The organism is Bradyrhizobium sp. UNPF46 (assembly GCF_006658625.1).
GTDB lineage: Bacteria > Pseudomonadota > Alphaproteobacteria > Rhizobiales > Xanthobacteraceae > Bradyrhizobium > Bradyrhizobium nitroreducens.
Window position 1 is genome coordinate 1 of sequence record NZ_LFJB01000137.1, and the last position, 1,271, is coordinate 1,271.

Annotated in this window: 1 protein-coding gene; it reads left to right on the forward strand. The window is 62.1% G+C overall.

What is annotated here, in order from left to right:
• Positions 1 to 89 precede the first annotated feature (89 nt).
• Positions 90 to 1,268: an IS481 family transposase gene (locus tag UNPF46_RS37100; protein ID WP_142253322.1), complete on the forward strand. Its 1,179-nt coding sequence runs from the start codon at positions 90 to 92 to the stop codon at positions 1,266 to 1,268.
• Positions 1,269 to 1,271 lie beyond the last annotated feature (3 nt).

The window sequence follows — 1,271 nt, forward strand, 5'->3', positions numbered from 1 at the left end:
TGTTTAGACCGGACAGATCACTGACAGGTGTTCGGAGACATAGCTGACACATCAAGATGGGCTGGATTGGTCGATTCGGGAGGCCGTCCATGCCCTGGAACGAGGTGTCGGTAATGGATCAGCGGCGCGAGTTTGTGCGACTTGCCTTGCAGGACGGAACGAACCGGCGGGAACTGTGCCGGCGGTTCGGGATCAGTCCCGATGTGGGCTACAAATGGCTGAGGCGTTGGCGAGCTGGCGACCGTGAGCTGGCGGATCAGTGCCGCCGGCCCAAGAGCATGCCCAAACGCAGCGAGCCCGTGGTAGAGGCGCAAGTCCTGGCCGTGCGGGACAAGCATCCGGCCTGGGGTGCGCGCAAGATTGCCCATTGCCTCAAGCGCAGCGGCCAGACTGTGCCCGCGCCTTCCACGGTCCATCAGATCTTGTGCCGGAATGAGCGGATCGTGCCGAGCGAGAAAGCTCCGCCGAGTCCTCCCGGCCATCGCTTCGAGAAGGATGCGCCCAACCAGCTGTGGCAGATGGACTTCAAGGGCCATATGCCCCTTGCCAACGGAGCGCGCTGTCATCCGCTGACCATGGTCGATGACCACTCGCGCTATGCCTTGTGTCTGAAGGCCTGCGCCAACGAGCAGCGTCCTGACGTGCAGAAACATCTGACCGAAACCTTCCGGCGCTATGGACTGCCGGAGGCCTTCTACCTCGACAACGGCTCTCCCTGGGGCGACACGTCCGGCGCTCGCTGGACCGCGCTGAAAGTGTGGCTGCTCAAGCTCGGCGTCAGGGTGGTCCATGCCAGGCCGCGTCATCCTCAGGGCCGAGGCAAGAACGAACGCTTCCATCGCAGCTTGAAAGCGGAAGTGTTCGCTCTGCGCACGTTCCGCAGCTTGGCTGAAGTTCAGCGCGCCCTCGACCATTGGCGCACGATCTACAATCTGGAGCGACCTCATGAGAGCTTGGGCATGGGTATCCCAGCCGACCGCTACCGGCCGAGTTCTCGCGCCATGCCGGATCATGTGCCGAGGGTGCAATACGACGAGGGGGAAGTCGTGCGCACCGTCTCCTCGACGCGAAGCTACATCGCCTTCAAAGGCCAAATGTGGAAAGTTCCCCAGGCCTTCTGCGGCGAGCAACTGGCCGTCAGACCGCTCGATCGCGACGGCCACTACGGCGTCTTCTTTGCCAGCTGGCAGGTCGCATCTATCGACTTGACCAATGGCCAATCTGTCAGTGATGTGTCCGAACAGGCGTCAGCTATGTCTCCGGTCTAAACA